Source organism: Curtobacterium sp. MCLR17_007 (assembly GCF_003234655.2).
Taxonomy (GTDB): domain Bacteria; phylum Actinomycetota; class Actinomycetes; order Actinomycetales; family Microbacteriaceae; genus Curtobacterium.
Genome location: NZ_CP126271.1, coordinates 997,658 through 1,014,676, shown reverse-complemented (window position 1 = coordinate 1,014,676; position 17,019 = coordinate 997,658). Strand labels below are relative to the sequence as shown.

The following is a 17,019-nucleotide window of genomic DNA, read 5'->3' as shown; positions in this document are numbered from 1 at the left end:
CAGCCGGACCATGCCCTGTGGAGGACCGCCTGGAGGCCCGGTGTCGGTCCGCCGGACCGGTGTCGGTCCTCCAGGCCGTCGACGTCAGTGCCCGGAGCCGGCACCGGCGACCGCGCCGGCAACGGCTGCGGCAGCGGACCCGGGAGCCGGCGCGGTGCCGGCGTCGGGCGCATCGGCACCGGCTGCCGGCGCGGCACCGCCGGCCGTACCAGCACCGCCGGTCGCAGCAGCACCGCCGCCCCCGGGCGCGGCCTTCGCGTGCTCCGGTGTCCCGACCATGGCCGGGTCCGGCGCCGGCAGCGCGTCACCACCCACGTGCTGGTCGAGGTAGGACATCATCGCCTTCCCGACCCCGAACTTCGCGCTGTAGCCGGTCGTCCCCTGCAGGAACGGCCAGTTCGCCAGCCGGACCGAGCCCTGGACGTTCCCGATCCACGTGGCGTTGGTGTACTTCGTGCTCGACGCGACCAGCCAGTTCTGCACGTCGCCGTCCGTCGTGCCGGTCTTGGCGAACTTCGGCGTGCTGTCCCCGGGGTTCGCACTCGCCGCCGTGCCGTTGCCGCTCAGCACTCCCTGAAGCGCGTAGTCGACCGTGCCCGCCACGTCCGCCGAGACGCCCTGCGTGCAGTCGGCTGGCGTCGGGGTGATCTTCGTGCCGTCGGCGGTGGTGACCGAGTCGATCGCGGTCGGCGTGCACACGACGCCGCCGTTCGCGAAGCCGGCGTACGCCTCGGCCAGGTCGACCGGCGACAGCTCGTTCACGCCGAGGATCGACGACGGCGTCTGCCCGAGCTCGGCACCGTCCGCGCGGTGGATGCCCATCGACTTCGCCAGCTCGGCGATCTTGCACAGGTCGAGCTGCTTGCCCATCGCGCCGAACGCCGTGTTGATGGACTCGGTCGTCGCATCCAGCACGGTCATCGACGCGGGGACCTTCTCGGCGTTCGCGACCTGCCAGGGCTGGCCACCCACCCCGACGCACGAGTTCGTGAACTCGGACTGCGGGAACGTGTGCTCGGTCGTCGACACGGACTCGGACAGCGTGTGCCCGCTCGCGAGCCACTCCGCCAGCGTGAACACCTTGTACGTCGACCCGGTCTGGAAGCCGGTCGAGTTGCCGTACCCCTCGTCCGCGCTGTAGTTCACCGCGGTCTGCCCGGCGGTCGCCGAGTCCGACTGCGTGTAGGTCGTGTTCTGCACCATCGACAGGATCCGTCCCGTTCCGGGCTCCACGGTGACGTTCGAGCCGCCCGCGTCGACGCCCGCCATGGTGGTCGGCACGTACGCCGACAGTGCGGCCTGGCCCTGCGCCTGCAGGTCGAGGTCGAGCGAGGTGTGGATCTGCAGCCCCTTGGTGTCGAGCGTCGCGATCCGCTCCGCCGCGGTCTTGCCGAACGCCGGGTCCTGCAGCACCTGGTCGCGCACGTAGTCGCAGAAGTACCCGGCGTCGTGGGCCGTAGCGGCCGCGCTGCAGCCGTTCGCGGTCTCCGTGATCGTCGGCTGGACGGGCGTGGCGACCGCCTGCTGCTCCTGGGCCTTCGTGATCGAGTGGTGCGCGAGCATGCGCCGCAGCACGTAGTCACGCCGCTCCTTCGTCGCCGCGTAGCCGTTCGCCGACCCGTTGTCCTTGTTGTCCGGCTGGTCGATGCGCAGGTTCGACGGGTTGTTCAGGATCGCGACCAGGGTCGCCGACTGCACGAGCGAGAGGTCCTTCGCGTGCACGCCGAAGTAGTACTCGGCACCGGCCTCGGCACCGTACACGCGTCCGCCCAGCCCGACGATGTTGAGGTAGCCCGTCAGGATCTGTGACTTCGAGTACTTCTTGTTGACGGCGATCGCGTACCGCATCTCCTGCAGCTTGCGCTGCGGCGTGACCCCGGCGGCGTCCTGGTAGCAGGCGTCGACCTTGGCCTTCGTCGCCGCCGCGTCCTTGCCGGTGAGCTGCTCGCACTGCTGCACCAGGACGTTCTTCACGTACTGCTGCGTGATGCTCGAGCCGCCCTGGACGTCGCCGCCGACGGCCGTGGCAGCCGCACCGCGCAGGGTGCCGATCACGTCGATGCCGCCCTCCTCGTAGTAGCGGGGGTCCTCGGTGTCGATCGCGGCCTGCTGCAGGGTCTTCGCGATGGCGTCCGCGGCGACGATCGTGCGGTTCTCGGCGTAGAACGACGCGATAGCGACGTCCTGTCCACCTTGCTTGGCGTAGACGGTCGACACCTGCTGCGGGGTCTGGACGTCGAGGTAGCTCGGCAGGTCCTCGAAGAATGCGGCCGCGCCCGAGGCGCCCTCGCCGGCGACGGCGACCGCGGGCGTCACGGCGACCGCGACCAGCAGCCCGGCGAGCACGGACATGACGATGAACATCAGGAGGGCGCCGGGCCACCGCACTACACGCATGGGGGCACGGTAGGGAAGGGTGCTGGGTCGGGACTGCTCCGGCCGGGACAGAACCTGCAGCGGCCCTCAGGTTCACACTCGGACAACGCCGTGCGCGGGTGCAGGTCGGCCTGGAGGCGCGGATCGAGCCCGCCTCGTCGGCTCGGTCACGATCCGGTCACGTCCACGGCGCACGGTCACCCGAGCAGGCCCGTCACGGGTCAGTCGCGGGGTTGCAGGTCCTGCGGGCGCACCAGGTACAGGTCGAAGGACGGCTGCATGCCGCCGCCGTCGGGGTCGTCATGGTGCCGGATGCCGTTCCGCACCAGGTCACCGCGGCCCACCGCGACGAGAGCGACGTCGTGCAACGAGGACGTCCCCGGCTTGAGATAGTCGTTGTGCCCGACCGGTCGGCGGAACACGTCGCCGCCGATGCCCGGGACCACGCCGAGGTCGAACACCGTGGCGCCGAACGACGACGCGGCCGGGTCGGTGCCGAAGTACCCGGAACCGGCGACCGGGTCCAGGTGCGCCCCACCCACCCAGACCCCTCCGGCGGCGACGGCCAGCTGCGAGGCACGGCGGACGTCACTGCCCGGCGAGCCGAGGACCGTGAGGCTGTCCGCGCGCATGTGCCCCGACGCCAGCGCGGTCATCGCCGTGGTCGAACCGTACGAGTGGGCGACGATGCCGAGCCGGGGCTGGTGGTCGCCCCGGAGCTGCCGGATGCCGTCGACCGTGCGCTCGAGCCGGGTGGCTCCGGTCTTCGCGAGCTCGAGCGACAGGATGTTCGACAGGTCCGGCGTGCGGTACCCCATCCATGCCAGCACAGCCACACCGGTACCGGGTGCCGGGGCCGCGACCGGCGCGAGCGTCGCCTGCTCGTCGTACAGGTCACCAGCGGTGGCCGTGAAGTCGTCCATCTGCCCGGTCACGGTGAAGAACATGCCGGGGACGACCACCGTGACGTCGGCAGCGGTCTCGAGGTCCCCGATCGCGATGGCCGCACGACCCGCACCACGGGTGTCGAGGGTCACGAGCGACTTCGCCGGGGCGTCCGCGTCGCGGTGCAGTGCGTCACGCACCTGCCCGAGCATCGCCTGTTGCGAGGCGTCCCCGTCGGGGTCGGCGAGCCCGGTCGCGAGGACCCGACGGTTGGCCCGGTCACGAACCGCGTACGGCACACCGTTGAGGTTCCCGACGACGACCGGCGCGCCCCGCTCGAGCCGGAGGCGCGTCCCATCGTCCAGACCGGCCCACCACGAGGCGACGACCGCGGCGGTCGGTGGCTCGTCCATGGCGGTCGCGACGACGCGTCGGTCGTGGTCCGCTGCGGCGAGTCGGTCGGGGGACAGCGCGGCCAGGCCGTCGAGGAACGTGCGACCCCGCGCCGCGCGCACGTCCACGGTGTCGAGCTGGCCGTCGGACTTGACGACGGTCGGAGCTGCGGGCACCACCGACGACCCGACCACTCCGAGGGAGTGCATCGAGGCGATGAGCAGAGCAGCGGCGACGAGCAGCAAACCGGTCTCCCCCGGGAAGGCCTTCCTGTCGTCTCCCTGAAGGCGACAGGTGATGCTCCGTCGAGTTTAGGGAGAACCGCCCCGGAACTGTCGTGCTGGTTGCAACTTGTCCCTCGAACTGGGGACACGCAGAGGCGAGCCGCGTTTTGCGGACAACCACGACGCCCGCGGCGCGATGTCAGTCAGCCCTGACGGGCTCCGCGGCTGCTGGCGAGTCGGCTGCATCCGGCTCGACGGCTGCGGGCGAGTCGGCTGCATCCGGCTCGACAGCCTCGGGCAGCGCGCCGGGGCCTTCGGTGACGAGCACGTGGAACTGCTCCGCGTCGATGATCCGCAGGCCGAGCTGCTCCGCCTTCGTGAGCTTCGACCCGGCGCCGGGACCGGCGGCGACGAAGTGCGTCTTCTTGCTGACGCTCGACGCGGCCTTGCCGCCCGCTGCGATGATCGCCTCGAGCGCGCCCTCTCGCGTGTAGCCCTCGAGGGAGCCCGTCGCGACGACGGTGACCCCGCTGAGGACGCCGCCCTCGGTCGTGGCAGCCCCCGGCCCCGGGTGTCCGGGCGTGCTGAACTGCACGCCCGCGGCCGTCCACCGGTCGATCACGTCGCGGTGCCAGTCGACCTCGAACCAGTCCAGGAGCGCATCGGCGATGATGCCGCCGACGCCGTCGACCGCGGCGAGTTCGTCCCGCGACGCCGACCGGATGGCGTCGAGCGACCCGAAGTGGTTCGCCAGGGCACGGGCAGCGACGGGACCGACGTGGCGGATGCTCAGGCCGACCAGGATCCGCCACAGCGGCGAGGTCTTGGCAGCGTCGATGTTCGCGAGCATCTCGAACGCGTTCTTGGACGGGTAGCGGCCGGGTTCGCCGGTGTAGTCCGCGCCACGTGCGTCGGGGTCGAACGCCGGGTCGGTCTTCTTGCGGGCACGGCTGAACGGTGTGACGCGCTTGGGCGTCCCCGATTCGTCGGTCTTCTGCATGCCGGTCTCGGCGTCGCGGACGACCACCTCGATCGGCACGATGTCCTGCATCGTCAGGTCGAACAGGCCCGCCTCGGTCTCGAGCGGCGGGACCTCGGGGTGGAGCGGCTGCGTCAGGGCCGCCGCAGCGACCTCGCCGAGTCCCTCGATGTCGAGCGAGCCACGCGATGCGATGTGCTCGACACGACCGCGCACCTGCGCCGGGCAGCTCTTGGCGTTCGGGCAGCGCAGGTCGATGTCTCCCTCTTTCGCCGGGGCGAGCGTGGTGCCGCACTCGGGGCACTCGGTCGGCATGACGAACTCGCGCTCGGAGCCGTCGCGGAGCTCGACGACCGGGCCGAGCACCTCGGGGATGACGTCGCCCGCCTTGCGCAGCACGACGGTGTCGCCGATGAGGACGCCCTTGGCCCGGACGACCTGCTGGTTGTGCAGGGTGGCCTGACGCACGACGGAGCCGGCGACCTCGGCCGGTGCCATCACGGCGAACGGCGTCGCGCGGCCCGTGCGTCCGACGCTGACGACGATGTCGACGAGCTTCGTGTGCACTTCTTCCGGCGGGTACTTGTAGGCGATCGCCCACCGCGGAGCCCGCGACGTCGAGCCGAGTTCTTCGTGCAGTCCGAGGTCGTCGACCTTGATGACGATGCCGTCGATCTGGTGCTCGACCGACGCCCGACGTTCGCCGTAGTCCTTGACGAAGCCGAGGACCTCGTCGATGGTGTCGAACACCCGGTGATGCGTGCCCGTCGGCAGCCCCCACGAGTGCAGCAGCTCGTAGACCTGGGACTGCGAGCGGGCCTCGGTGTCGCGCTCGAGTTCGGGCACCGGCCACGCGCCGATGCCGTGCACGAGCATGCGGAGCCGTCGCAGTCGGTCGACCATGAGCTCGCGCTTGGCGGGTGACTTGCCCTCTTCCTTCTGCCGCAACGACCCGGCAGCGGCGTTCCGGGGGTTGGCGAACACGCGCTCCCCCGCGTCACGCTGCTTGGCGTTGAGCTCGTCGAATTGCTCGACCGGGAAGAAGATCTCGCCGCGGACCTCGACCAGGGGCGGGTGGCCGGTGCCGGACAGCCGGTCGGGGATGGTGCCCATGGTCCGGACGTTGCCGGTGACGTCCTCGCCCACGACGCCGTCGCCGCGCGTGGCGGCGCTGACCAACCGACCGTGCTCGTAGCGCAGGTTGATCGCGAGACCGTCGATCTTGAGCTCGGTGAGGAACCGGACGCGCTCGGTGCCGGCGTCGCGCTGGACCTTGGCCGCCCACTCGGCGAGTTCGTCCGGCGAGAAGACGTTGTCGAGGCTGAGCATGCGCTCGGCGTGCTCGACCGGGGCGAACTGCGTCGTCTCGGCGCGGCCACCGACCGTCTGCGTCGGGCTGTCCGGGGTCAGGAGCTCAGGGAAGCGTCGCTCGATCGCGTCGAGCCGGTGCATCATGCCGTCGTAGTCGGCGTCGGAGACCGGCGAGCCGTTGCCCTCGTAGTAGTCGTCACGCAGTTCGTTCGCCCGCGCACGGAGCCGTTCGACCTCGCGCGCCGCCTGGGCTGCGTCGAGCTCGGCGGGGTCGATGGTCTCGAACGTGGCGTCGGTCTCGCTCATACCGACAGTTCTACCGTGAACCCCCGACCGGCACCGCCAGGAGCCGCCCCGCTGCCCGACCGCCGACGTCAGGCGTCGACGGGCACCGCGCTGACGGTGTCGTCGATCGTGCACTGGCCGAGCACGCGCGTGCCGACGTACACGACCGCGGTCTGTCCGGGCGCGACCCCGTGCAGGGGCTCGTCGACGTCGATCACCAGCACCCCGTCGGCCACCCGGGCCGTCGCGGGGACCGGGTCGGCGTGCGCCCGGATCTGCACGTCGCACACGAAGGGCGTCGCCGGGTCGGTCGGAGCGGCTCCGGCCCAGGTGAACCGCGCACCGGACATCGACGTGACGGCGAGGGCTTCCTTCGGGCCGACGACGACGGTGTTGTCCTTCGGGCGGATCTCGAGCACGAACCGCGGCTTGCCGTCGGGTGCCGGTCGGCCGAGCGCCAGTCCGCGACGCTGTCCGACGGTGTAGCCGGTCGCGCCCTCGTGCGACCCCACCACGGTGCCGTCGCGCTCCACGACGTCGCCCGGGGCGGTCCCGACGCGGTCGGCGAGCCAACCGCGGGTGTCGCCGTCGGGGATGAAGCAGATGTCGTAGGAGTCGGGCTTCTGCGCCACGGTGAGCCCGCGCGCGGCGGCCTCGGCCCGGACCTCGTCCTTGGACGGGGTGGCACCGAGCGGGAACATCGCGTGCTGGAGCTGCTCGGCGGTGAGCACCCCGAGCACGTACGACTGGTCCTTCGCCCACGCGGCCGACCGGTGCAGCTCGCGGGAGCCGTCGTCAGTCGTGACGATCGAGGCGTAGTGCCCGGTGCAGACGGCGTCGAACCCGAGCGCCAGGGCCTTCTCGAGCAGGGCGGCGAACTTGATCCGCTCGTTGCAGCGCATGCAGGGGTTCGGCGTGCGACCGGCCTGGTACTCGGCCACGAAGTCGTCGACGACGTCCTCCTTGAAGCGCGCCGAGAAGTCCCACACGTAGTACGGGATGCCGAGCGCCGAGGCAGCACGCTGGGCGTCCATCGAGTCCTCGATGGTGCAGCACCCACGGCTGCCCGTCCTGAGCGTGCCGGGCATCCGACTCAGCGCCAGGTGGACCCCGACCACGTCGTGACCGGCGTCGACCGCCCTGGCGGCAGCCACCGCCGAGTCGACACCACCGCTCATCGCCGCCAGAACTCGCATGACTCCAGGGTAACCCGCCGACGGAACCGTACCGCTGGCGTACCGTTGGTCCCGCGATGGCCAGGACCGGGAACGACTCATTCGACTTCCGAGCCGTGCTGCTGTCCGGCTTCCTCCCCGCGGCCCTGTTCGCGATCGGTGAGGGCGCGATCATCCCGATCATCCCGATCGCGGCGAACTCGCTCGGCGCGAGCCTGGCGATCGCCGGGTTCGTCGCGTCGCTGATCCTCGTCGGCGAGCTCATCGGCGACGTGCCGTCGGGGGTCGTCGTCGCGCGGATCGGCGAGCGCAACGCGATGATCGGCGCCGCGCTCGTGTCGATGGTCGGGCTCGTCGTCTGCACCGTGGCACCGAACCCCGTCGTGCTGGCGGTCGGCGTCTTCCTGGTCGGACTCTCCACGGCGGTGTTCGCCCTCGCTCGACACGCGTACATGACCACCGCGATCCCGATCCACATCCGGGCCCGGGCGCTCTCCAGCCTGGGCGGGGTCTTCCGCTTCGGCTACTTCGTCGGCCCCTTCCTCGCCGCCGGGGTGATCCACCTGACCGGCACCACGCAGAGCGCCTTCTGGATCCACATCGTCTGCTGCCTGGCGGCGGCGGTGACCCTGCTCGTGCTGCGCGACCCCGCGACGGGCGTGCGCGGTCTGCGGCGGCCGAGCCGGGCCTCCCGTCCGGACGGCGACACCGTCGGCGACGCGACCGACACCGGCGCGATCCTGGTGCAGCAGGAGTCGCACGGGCTGTTCCGCACCATCCGTCAGAACCGCAGCGTGCTGCTGCGCCTCGGCAGCGGTGCCGGCCTGATCGGCGCGATGCGTGCGGGGCGCCAGGTGATCCTGCCGCTCTGGGCCGTCAGCGTCGGGATGGACGACGCGACCGCCGCCCTGGTGATCGGCATCGCCGGGGCGGTCGACTTCGCGCTCTTCTACACGAGCGGCCAGATCATGGACCGGTGGGGACGTCTCGCGAGCGCCCTGCCCTGCATGCTCGGACTCAGCATCAGCTACTTCCTCCTCGCATGGAGTGGCCACCTCGACGCCCGCGTGGGGTGGTTCGTCGGGATCGCGGTGGGCATGTCGCTGGCGAACGGCGTCGGCTCCGGCATCCTGATGACCCTCGGCGCGGACCTCGCACCGCGCGGGAACCCGGCCCCGTTCCTCGGCGCCTGGCGGTTCACCGGCGACTTCGGTCAGGCCGCCGCACCGCTCCTGATCTCGGGCATCACCGCGGTGGCCTCGATCGCGATCGCGAGCGGCGTGATGGGCGTGCTCGGGCTCATCGGCGCCGGAGTGCTGCTGCGCTACGTCCCCCGGTACCTCCCCCGTCGGCTGCGCTGACGCGGCAGCCGCGCGCCCCGCGCCCCGCTGCAGTGTGCGAGGTTCCGGACAGCGTGCGAGCCCGAAGCCGTCCCACCGTGTCCGGAACCTCGCACCGTCCGCACCGGCCACCGGCCTGGAGGCTTCGGCCGGCTCCGCCACGGTGCGCACCGTCCGCAGCGGCGCCCGCGGGTACGCTGTCGGTGCTCGCGGGAGTGGTGGAACGGTAGACACGCAGGATTTAGGTTCCTGTGCCGCAAGGCGTGAGGGTTCGAGTCCCTCCTTCCGCACCGATCCTGCGTCCTCGCGCCGCACCGATCCTGCGTCCTCGCGCATCTCATACCGGCGGCGGACGGCCCCCTGACGGCTGCACGGTACCCTCGACCTGCGGGTGACCCTCTGTCCCCGCACCCGCACGACCGGAAGAAGCATGCACTCCGTCGCACTCGCCCTGATCCCATGGCTGGATCCGCAGTACATCCTCGACCACTTCGGGGCCGTCGCCGTGCTCGTGGTGTGCGCCATCATCTTCGCCGAGACCGGTCTGCTGATCGGGTTCGTCTTCCCCGGCGACAGCCTGCTCGTCATCACGGGCCTGTTCGCCTTCGACCGCGGTGGCGCCATCGGCGGGATCCCCGTCTGGGCCGCGGCGCTGATGATCGCCGCAGCGGCCTTCCTCGGCGGCGAGCTCGGGTACTACATCGGCAAGAAGGCCGGTCCGCCGATCTTCGAGCGCAAGGAGAGCGGGCTGTTCTCCAAGGCGAACGTCGACCGCACCAACGCCTTCTTCCACCGGTTCGGCCCGCTCGCGGTGATCCTGGCGCGCTTCGTGCCGGTCGTCCGCACGTTCCTGCCCATCGCCGCCGGTGTCGGGCGCATGAACTACAAGAAGTACTCGCTCTACAACGCCATCGGTGCGCTGATCTGGGGCGTCGGGGTGACGTTCCTCGGGTACTTCCTCGGCTACATCCCGTTCGTCGCCGACTTCGTCCGCGAGTACATCGACGTCATCCTGCTCGCCGCGGTCGTCGTCACGGTCGTCCCGATGGCGCTGACCTACATCCGCAACGCCCGCCGTGCGAAGAAGCACGAGCAGGAAGAGCAGCACGGCCAGCCCACGGTCGACTGACCGGCTGCGGCGGCGCTGTCGTCGCCGTTGCACAACAGAAAGCACCCCGCGCCACGGAATCCCGTGGTGCGGGGTGCTCTCTGTTGTGCGGGAGCAATCGGCACCAGCAAACCGGACGTCGGCGCCAGCCGCCAGCCTGCAGCGCCAGCCGGCAGCCGCCTACGCCGTCGTGTCGAACCACTCCCGCACGATCGGCGCGATGCCCCGGAAGGCCTTCGCCCGGTGCGAGAGCGCGTTCTTCTCGGCGCGCGTGAGCTCCGCCGACGACCGGTCGGCGTCGTCCGGCTGGAAGACCGGGTCGTACCCGTGTCCGCCGTCGCCGCGACGCTCCGTCAGCACCTCGCCGTTCCACACGGCCTCGACCACGTGCTCGACGCCGCCCGGCGTGACGAACGCCGCCGCGCAGACGAACGCCGCGGTGCGCTCGACGACACCATCGAGGTTGCGCAGCAGCAGGTCGATGTTGTCCGCGTCCACCCGCGTGCCGGCGTACCGCGCGGAGTGGATGCCCGGGGCACCGCCGAGCGCGTCCACCGCGATGCCGGAGTCGTCGGCCAGCGCCGGCAACCCCGTGTGTGCGACGGCGGCCCTGGCCTTGATGAGGGCGTTCGCGGCGTAGGTGTCGCCGTCCTCGACGGGCTCGGGACCGTCGTAGCCCTGCAGCTCCACACCGGACCCGAGGGCGTCGCCGAGGATCTCCCGCAGCTCGACGACCTTGCCCTGGTTGTGGGTGGCGAGGACGACGGTGCCGGTCACGCCAGCCCCAGGGCGTCGCGCTGGATCGCCGCCAGCGAGGCGTTGCCCGCCAGGCCCAGGTCGAGCAGCACGTCCAGCTCGTCGCGGTCGAACGGCGCGTGCTCGGCGGTTCCCTGCACCTCGATGAACTTGCCCGAGCCGGTCGTCACGATGTTCATGTCGGTGTCGGCCGCGGAGTCCTCCGTGTAGGCCAGGTCGAGCATCGGCTCGCCGCCCACGATCCCGACCGAGATCGCCTGCACGCTGTCGGTGAGCGGTGTCGCCTTCTTCGCGATGAAGCCCTTGTCGCGCCCCCACTCGATCGCGTCGACCATGGCGACGTACGCGCCCGTGATCGACGCCGTGCGGGTCCCGCCGTCGGCCTGCAGCACGTCGCAGTCGAGCACCAGGGTGTTCTCCCCCAGTCCCTTCATGTCGACGACGGCGCGCAGCGAACGACCGATGAGCCGCGAGATCTCGTGCGTGCGGCCCCCGACCTTGCCCTTGATGGACTCGCGCTGCATGCGCTCGTTCGTGGACCGCGGCAGCATCGAGTACTCCGCGGTGACCCAGCCGGAGCCCTTGCCGGCCATCCAGCGCGGGACCCCGTTGGTGAACGACGCGGTGCAGAGCACGCGGGTGTTGCCGAAGGAGATGAGCGCGCTGCCCTCGGCCTGGGTGCTCCAGCCGCGTTCGATGGTGACGGGGCGGTGGTCGGTGGCCTCGCGGCCGTCGATGCGGGTGGTCATGGGGTCCTCTCGGTCCGGCCTGGAGGCTCGGTGCGGGTTGTCGGAGCGGGTCACGACGAGCGGCTGGTCGCCGCCCGGTCGTGGGGACGTGGCAGGGTGATGGCGCCGGTCTCGAGGTGGCCGACGCTGACGATCTCGGGGCCGAGGAACCGGCGCGCCAGCCGACGGAAGCCGGCCTCGTCGCCGCCGGTGGACTCGAACGCGTAGCTCGGGGGTTCGGTGGTGGTCCGCTCGAGGCCGTGCTCGACGAGCCGGCGGTAGACGTCGCTGGCGGTCTCCTCGGCGCTCGACACCAGCGTGACGTCGGGGCCCATCACGTACTGGATCGCCGCGGACATGAGCGGGTAGTGCGTGCACCCGAGCACGAGCGTGTCGACGTCGGCGGCGCGGATCGGCGCGAGGTACCCGGCCGCGACCTCGCGCAGCTCGGGCGAGGAGGTGTCTCCCGCCTCGACGAACTCGACGAAGCGCGGGCAGGCGGCCAGGGTCAGCGTGACGTCCGAGGCGACCGCGAACGCGTCCTCGTACGAGCGGGACGCGATCGTGCCGATCGTGCCGATCACACCGATGCGCCCGGTCCTGGTCTGCTTGACGGCGGCGCGGGCCGCGGGCTGGATGACCTCGACCACGGGGATGCCGTACGCCTGTTCGTACCGCTCGCGCGCGTCACGGAGCACGGCGGAGGACGCGGTGTTGCATGCGATGACGAGCGCCTTCACACCCTGTTCGACCAGGTCGTCCATCACCTGCAGGGCGTAGCGGCGGACGTCCGCGATCGGCTTCGGGCCGTACGGCGAGTGCACGGTGTCACCGACGTACCGGATGCTCTCGCGCGGGAGCTGGTCGATGATGGCGCGGGCGACCGTCAGGCCGCCGACGCCGCTGTCGAAGACTCCGATCGGTGCATCCGTCACGGCACCAGCGTACCGACGCACGCCGACAGGTCCGCGTCAGCACAGCCTCCAGGCCGGTGTCCTGACTAGTGTCGGAGACGTGACCAGCGCGCTCCTGACGGACCAGTACGAACTCACCATGGTCGACGCGGCCCTCAAGGACGGGACCGCCGACCGGCGCTGCGTCTTCGAGGTCTTCACGCGGCGGCTGCCGGACGGGCGCCGCTACGGCGTCGCCGCCGGACTCGGCCGGTTCCTGACCGCCCTGACCGACTTCCGCTTCGGTGACGAGGAGATCGGGTTCCTGCGGGACCGCGGCGTCATCGACTCCGGGACCGCGAGCTGGCTCGCCGACTACCGGTTCACCGGTGACGTCCGGGCGTACCGCGAGGGCGAGGTGTTCTTCCCGAACTCCCCCGTGCTGCAGATCGAGGGCACGTTCGCCGAGGCCGTCGTCCTCGAGACCCTGGCCCTGTCGGTGTTCAACGCCGACTCCGCGATCGCCTCGGCGGCGGCGCGCATGGTGTCCGCCGCCGACCACCGCCCGCTCGCCGAGATGGGGTCCCGCCGCACGGGTGAGTGGAACGCGGTCGCCGCGGCCCGCGCGGCCTACATCGCCGGGTTCGGTGCGACGAGCAACCTCGAAGCCGGGCGCACGTGGGGCATCCCGACGATGGGCACGGCCGCGCACGCGTTCACGCTCCTGCACGACTCGGAAGAGGCAGCGTTCCGCTCGCAGCTCGACGCCCTCGGCGACGGCACGACGCTGCTCGTCGACACCTACGACATCGAGGCCGCCGTCGACACCGCCGTGCGGCTGACGGACGGCAAGCTCGGCGCCGTCCGCATCGACAGCGGCGACCTGCCGTCCGTCGTCGCGTCGGTCCGCGCCCAGCTCGACCGGCTCGGCGCCACGAGCACGAAGATCACCGTGACGAACGACCTCGACGAGTACACGATCGCCGCACTCCGCGCCGCACCGGTCGACTCCTACGGCGTCGGGACGTCGGTCGTGTCCGGGTCCGGGCACCCCGCGGCCGGCATGGTGTTCAAGCTCGTCGCCCACCACTCCCCGGCCGGCGAGTGGGTGTCGGTCGCGAAGAAGTCCGCCGACAAGGCGTCCATCGGCGGACGCAAGGACGCCGGGCGTCGCCTGCGCAACGGGATCGCCACTGCCGAGGTCGTGCGCACCACGGGGACCGTCGGACCGGACGAACGGGCACTCATGGTGCCCGTCGTGACCCACGGCGAGGTCGACCCGGCGTTCCTCGGCACCCGCGGAGTCGAGGCCGCACGCGCACACCACAAGGGCGCCAAGGCCGAGCTGCCGGCGGACGCGTCGCGGATCGGGCGGGGCGACCCGGCGATCCCGACGCTGATCGTGTGAGGGCTACTCGGCCTTCATCTTCTCGTAGATGGCCTTGCAGTCCGGGCAGACCGGGAACTTCTCCGGGTCACGGCCCGGGATCCACTTCTTGCCGCACAGCGCCTTGACGGGCTTGCCGCTGAGCGCCGACTGCAGGATCTTGTCCTTCTTGACGTAGTGCGAGAAGCGCTCGTGGTCACCGGGCTCGATCGCCTCTTCCTCGAGGAGCTTCTCGAGCTCGCGGTCCATCACGTCGAGTCCGCCGCCACCGGGTTCCGTCATGCTCATGCGACAAGGGTACGACTGCTCAGCGGGTTCCGCTGCGCCGATCAGCCTCGATGTGCCGGTCAGTTCCGCTGTGCCGCTGCCAGCAGGTCGGGGCCGTACCGGTCGAACAGCTTGCCGCCGACGAGCACGCCCAGCCCGAGCACCACGACACCCACGCCCGCGCCGACCACGAGGGTCAGCAGTGCCCACGACGACGTGTCGTCGGTGAACGCGAGCACCGCGAGCCACACCGCGGGCACGGAGAACAGCAGGATCCCGATGATCGTCGTCGACTGGGCGACCGTCGAGACGACGCCGGCGGCCTGGGGCTGCTGGAACGCCCGGTCGCCGGGTCTGACGGTCGGGTACGGCAGCGCCACGGACACGACGCTCGAGATCCCCAGCCCGGCGAACAGGGCACCGACGCACACGCCGACCACGACCGGGAACACCGTCAGGTCGCCGAACAGCGAGGCGGACAGCCACCCTCCGGCGACGATCGCGGGGACGCCCACGACGATCACCGGCGTGAGACGACCGAGACGGTCGCTCCAGCCGGGCGCTCCGGACGCCACGTGCAGCCACACCGCGGTGTTGTCGTAGGCGACGTCGTTGTGCGGCAGGAACCCCGCGATGACCGCCATCAGCGGCAGCGGGATCAGGGCCGTCCAGTGCCACGGCATGCCCGCGACACCGAGCGGCACCACGACGATCGGCACGAGCAGCAGGATCAGGTAGGACGTCCGGTAGCGCGGGTCACGGCCCCAGTAGGTCAGCGCGCGAGCAGCAACGGCGCCCGCCGGGTTGGCGCCCAGCCGGTCGAACCAGCCGAGGGTGCGGTAGCTCCGGGTCCTCGTGCGGTCGTCCACCGTGACGAGCAGGTGCCCGACGAGCGCCCACCACGCCCACCCGAGCAGCCCGACGACGGCCAGGGCGATCAGGAGCTTGACGGTCGCCTCCCCGGCGTGGCCGGCAGCGGCCTCGGCGGGCACGGCCCAGGCGGCACCCCACGGGGTCCACCCGGCGACGTCGGCGATGCGGTCGAGTTCGGTGCTGCGCGGATCGATCCAGTCGACGCGGAGCAGGAGCGAGACGGTCGGGATCGCCAGGACCACCACGACGAGCGCCACGAGCCAGCCGGCGTCGCGGGTCTGTCGCTGGCCGCCGAACACCCACGCGCCGACCGCGCACCCGACGCGCACCAGCAGCGCCGCGGTCACGACGACCAGCACCGCGGCGACCACCCCGAGCACACCCGTCCCGCCGTCGCGCATCCACGCCGCGGACTGGGCGACCGCGACGACGGCGAGCGCGACGAGCGGGACACCGACGAGCCCCGCGACACCGAGACCGACGGCGAGGTCGCGGCGGCTCACGCCGAACACCGCGAACCGTCGCGGGTCGAACTGGTCGGCTCCCCCGACGGCGAGCGGGATGACCGAGAAGGCGACCGTGACGAGCGTGCCGACGGGCACGATGACGCTCCGTGCGACCGCGGGGTCCGCGGTGCGGAGCGCGGCGACGGCCATCGCGACGAACACGGCGGCGGCGAGCCCGGCGAGGCTCGCGACGACGACCAGCACCGAGCGCCGCGCGCTCCCACGGACCTCGCCCGCGAGCAGGTCGACCCTCAGCCGGAGAAGCTGTGCAACCATTCCATGCTCTCTGCGACGACGCGGCCACCCGCCAGTTCGACGAACTTGTCCTCGAGGCTCCTGCGGCCGCGGACCTGCGCCATGGTGCCGGACGCGAGCACCTTCCCGCCGACGATGATGGCGACCGAGTCGCAGGTGCGCTGCACGAGCTCCATCGAATGGCTCGACAGGACCACCGTCCCGCCGCCCTGCGTGTAGCGGCGGAGGATCTCGACGATCGTCGCGGAGCTGACCGGGTCGACCGACTCGAACGGTTCGTCGAGGACGAGCACGCGGGGCGAGTGGATCAGGGTGGCCGCGAGCGCGATCTTCTTCGCCATGCCGACCGAGTAGTCGGCGACCTGGCGTCCGAGTGCGTCACCGAGACCGAACGCCTCGGCGAGGTCGGCACTGCGGGAGCGCGCGGTCTTGCCGTCCAGGCCGCGCAGGGTGGCCGAGTAGAAGAGCAGCTGCGCGCCGGTCAGTCGGTCGAACAGGCGGAGGCGGTCGGGCAGCACGCCCATGCTCCGCTTCGCGGCGGCCGGATCGGCCCACACGTCGTGGTCGAGCACGGTCGCGGTTCCGGCGTCGGGGCGGAGCAGGCCCGTGAGCATGGAGAGCGTCGTGGTCTTGCCGGCACCGTTCGGTCCGACGACGCCGAAGATCGAGCCCTGGCGGATCTCGAGGTCGACCTCGTCCGCGGCGACCGTCTGCCCGTACCGCTTGACCAGTCCCGCGGCGCGGAGCACGACGGGCTGCTGCGGGGCGGGAGCGGCGGACGTCCGCTTGGTCGCGGTCTGCCGCGGCGCGCGCTTCGCGCTCGGACCGGGGCGGTCACGGACGGGAGGCTCGGTGCCGGTCGCGTCGTCGGCCGTCTGCCGGTCGTCGGCCGTCTTCCCGTTGGCGGAGGGCCGTCGGTCGCCGGTCCGCTCGGTGGGCTCCGTCCGCACCGACTTCGTCGCTGCGGAGCCCTGCGGGCGTGTCGCCCGGCCCTTCTTGCCCGTGCGAGGCTTCGTCGTGGTGACCGCGGCGCTGCTGGGAGCACTGGTCGCCGGCGCCGTGCCGTCCGTCGTGTCGTCGGTCATGCCGTCCTGAGCAGGCCGGTCGTCCGCATCCCTGTCCCCCGTGTCTGCGCGCTCGTGCGTCTCGTCGGCCGCCGCGTCGTCACCCTCGGCCTCGTCGGTCTCGGTGAGCCAGGCCGCGTCCGACGTCGCGTACACGTCGTCCTCATCCCCTGCTGCAGCCGCCACGCGCCCACCGTACCAATGCCCTGCGCGC

At 71.6% G+C, this 17,019-nt stretch carries 13 protein-coding genes and 1 tRNA gene; 4 read left to right on the top strand and 10 right to left on the bottom strand.

What is annotated here, in order from left to right; all coding sequences use genetic code 11:
• Nucleotides 1–84: 84 nt before the first annotated feature.
• The 4 genes from DEJ13_RS04920 to mnmA all read right to left on the bottom strand — a co-directional run bounded on the left by DEJ13_RS04920 (nucleotide 85) and on the right by mnmA (nucleotide 7,649).
• Nucleotides 85–2,397, bottom strand: coding sequence for a transglycosylase domain-containing protein (locus tag DEJ13_RS04920; protein ID WP_146245331.1), 2,313 nt, complete (start codon nucleotides 2,395–2,397; stop codon nucleotides 85–87).
• A 200-nt stretch (nucleotides 2,398–2,597) separates the two neighbouring features.
• Nucleotides 2,598–3,899 (bottom strand): alpha/beta hydrolase, encoded by a 1,302-nt coding sequence (locus DEJ13_RS04915; RefSeq protein WP_111108178.1) that lies wholly within the window; start codon nucleotides 3,897–3,899, stop codon nucleotides 2,598–2,600.
• Between the two features lie 178 nt (nucleotides 3,900–4,077).
• Complete coding sequence (gene ligA, locus DEJ13_RS04910) at nucleotides 4,078–6,474, bottom strand: NAD-dependent DNA ligase LigA (RefSeq protein WP_258374215.1); 2,397 nt, start codon at nucleotides 6,472–6,474, stop codon at nucleotides 4,078–4,080.
• Between the two features lie 68 nt (nucleotides 6,475–6,542).
• Nucleotides 6,543–7,649, bottom strand: coding sequence for a tRNA 2-thiouridine(34) synthase MnmA (gene mnmA, locus DEJ13_RS04905; RefSeq protein ID WP_111108177.1), 1,107 nt, complete (start codon nucleotides 7,647–7,649; stop codon nucleotides 6,543–6,545).
• A gap of 56 nt (nucleotides 7,650–7,705) precedes the next feature.
• On the opposite strand from mnmA, the gene DEJ13_RS04900 reads away from it, so the two are divergent.
• The 3 genes from DEJ13_RS04900 to DEJ13_RS04890 all read left to right on the top strand — a co-directional run bounded on the left by DEJ13_RS04900 (nucleotide 7,706) and on the right by DEJ13_RS04890 (nucleotide 10,097).
• Nucleotides 7,706–8,989, top strand: coding sequence for an MFS transporter (locus DEJ13_RS04900; protein WP_111108176.1), 1,284 nt, complete (start codon nucleotides 7,706–7,708; stop codon nucleotides 8,987–8,989).
• A gap of 188 nt (nucleotides 8,990–9,177) precedes the next feature.
• A tRNA-Leu gene (locus DEJ13_RS04895) sits at nucleotides 9,178–9,258 on the top strand.
• Nucleotides 9,259–9,398: 140 nt separating this feature from the next.
• Nucleotides 9,399–10,097 (top strand): DedA family protein, encoded by a 699-nt coding sequence (locus DEJ13_RS04890; RefSeq protein WP_056122105.1) that lies wholly within the window; start codon nucleotides 9,399–9,401, stop codon nucleotides 10,095–10,097.
• Between the two features lie 159 nt (nucleotides 10,098–10,256).
• Here DEJ13_RS04890 and rdgB read toward each other — a convergent pair whose 3' ends face one another.
• The 3 genes from rdgB to murI are packed head-to-tail and all read right to left on the bottom strand — an operon-like array spanning nucleotide 10,257 to nucleotide 12,495.
• The gene (rdgB, locus tag DEJ13_RS04885; protein WP_056122108.1) at nucleotides 10,257–10,853 is read right to left on the bottom strand and encodes an RdgB/HAM1 family non-canonical purine NTP pyrophosphatase; all 597 of its coding nucleotides are present in this window, start codon (nucleotides 10,851–10,853) and stop codon (nucleotides 10,257–10,259) included.
• On the bottom strand, nucleotides 10,850–11,581 hold the full coding sequence (gene rph, locus DEJ13_RS04880; RefSeq protein ID WP_056122110.1) for a ribonuclease PH: 732 nt from the start codon (nucleotides 11,579–11,581) through the stop codon (nucleotides 10,850–10,852). Before rph ends, rdgB begins: the two co-directional genes overlap by 4 nt.
• A 50-nt stretch (nucleotides 11,582–11,631) precedes the next feature.
• Nucleotides 11,632–12,495: a glutamate racemase gene (gene murI / locus DEJ13_RS04875; protein WP_111108191.1), complete on the bottom strand. Its 864-nt coding sequence runs from the start codon at nucleotides 12,493–12,495 to the stop codon at nucleotides 11,632–11,634.
• Between the two features lie 79 nt (nucleotides 12,496–12,574).
• Between murI and DEJ13_RS04870 the strand changes: the two genes are divergently transcribed.
• Nucleotides 12,575–13,861: a nicotinate phosphoribosyltransferase gene (locus DEJ13_RS04870; RefSeq protein WP_111108175.1), complete on the top strand. Its 1,287-nt coding sequence runs from the start codon at nucleotides 12,575–12,577 to the stop codon at nucleotides 13,859–13,861.
• A 3-nt stretch (nucleotides 13,862–13,864) separates the two neighbouring features.
• On the opposite strand, the gene DEJ13_RS04865 is transcribed toward DEJ13_RS04870, so the two are convergent.
• Genes DEJ13_RS04865 through DEJ13_RS04855 form a run of 3 tightly spaced genes read right to left on the bottom strand, consistent with a single transcriptional unit; the run spans nucleotide 13,865 to nucleotide 16,991 of the window.
• Nucleotides 13,865–14,128 (bottom strand): DUF3039 domain-containing protein, encoded by a 264-nt coding sequence (locus DEJ13_RS04865; RefSeq protein WP_071299074.1) that lies wholly within the window; start codon nucleotides 14,126–14,128, stop codon nucleotides 13,865–13,867.
• A gap of 59 nt (nucleotides 14,129–14,187) precedes the next feature.
• Nucleotides 14,188–15,762: an ABC transporter permease gene (locus DEJ13_RS04860; RefSeq protein ID WP_111108174.1), complete on the bottom strand. Its 1,575-nt coding sequence runs from the start codon at nucleotides 15,760–15,762 to the stop codon at nucleotides 14,188–14,190.
• Nucleotides 15,738–16,991 carry an ABC transporter ATP-binding protein gene (locus DEJ13_RS04855; RefSeq protein ID WP_258374211.1) on the bottom strand — a complete coding sequence of 418 codons (1,254 nt, stop codon included), beginning with the start codon at nucleotides 16,989–16,991 and terminating at the stop codon, nucleotides 15,738–15,740. Before DEJ13_RS04855 ends, DEJ13_RS04860 begins: the two co-directional genes overlap by 25 nt.
• Nucleotides 16,992–17,019 lie beyond the last annotated feature (28 nt).

Excerpts from the sequence above, each read along its gene's own strand:
- DEJ13_RS04920 (WP_146245331.1), bottom strand. The coding sequence starts at position 2,397 with ATGCGTGTAGTGCGGTGGCCCGGCGCCCTCCTGATGTTCATCGTCATG.
- DEJ13_RS04890 (WP_056122105.1), top strand. The coding sequence starts at position 9,399 with ATGCACTCCGTCGCACTCGCCCTGATCCCATGGCTGGATCCGCAGTAC.
- mnmA (WP_111108177.1), bottom strand. The coding sequence starts at position 7,649 with ATGCGAGTTCTGGCGGCGATGAGCGGTGGTGTCGACTCGGCGGTGGCT.
- ligA (WP_258374215.1), bottom strand. The coding sequence starts at position 6,474 with ATGAGCGAGACCGACGCCACGTTCGAGACCATCGACCCCGCCGAGCTC.
- rph (WP_056122110.1), bottom strand. The coding sequence starts at position 11,581 with ATGACCACCCGCATCGACGGCCGCGAGGCCACCGACCACCGCCCCGTC.
- DEJ13_RS04865 (WP_071299074.1), bottom strand. The coding sequence starts at position 14,128 with ATGAGCATGACGGAACCCGGTGGCGGCGGACTCGACGTGATGGACCGC.
- DEJ13_RS04860 (WP_111108174.1), bottom strand. The coding sequence starts at position 15,762 with ATGGTTGCACAGCTTCTCCGGCTGAGGGTCGACCTGCTCGCGGGCGAG.
- DEJ13_RS04900 (WP_111108176.1), top strand. The coding sequence starts at position 7,706 with ATGGCCAGGACCGGGAACGACTCATTCGACTTCCGAGCCGTGCTGCTG.